Here is a 359-nt window from a genome sequence, read left to right on the forward strand (position 1 = left end):
AGTGGAAACCTGATGTCAATCTGTCAGGACAGGTTGGGATTTTTCCAGAAAGAACTGTTCAGTGCCTACAACGATACAAAAGGCAACTTGCAGATGTTTGCAACACCGGTTGATTTTAACTGGTATTCCAGTGTGACCAGCTATTATGGATACAGGATTCATCCAATATCAGGAGCAAATCAGCTTCATAATGGTATGGATATCGGAGCACCGGAAGGGACAAAAGTAATGGCAGGGCTGACCGGAACGGTTACAACTTCTGCTTATAACGACAGCTATGGCAATTATGTTGTGATCAAGGACAGTAAAGGCTATGAACTGCGGTATGCACATTTAAGCAGCCGGAGTGTATCTGCAGG

Annotated in this window: 1 protein-coding gene; it reads left to right on the forward strand. The window is 44.3% G+C overall.

The window, feature by feature from the left end; all coding sequences use genetic code 11:
• The coding region (locus G5B06_RS18705) for a M23 family metallopeptidase (protein WP_173772733.1) at positions 1-359 on the forward strand (359 nt) is incomplete at both ends.

It is taken from the genome of Blautia luti (genome assembly GCF_013304735.1).
In the GTDB taxonomy this organism is placed as follows: Bacteria; Bacillota; Clostridia; order Lachnospirales; family Lachnospiraceae; genus Blautia_A.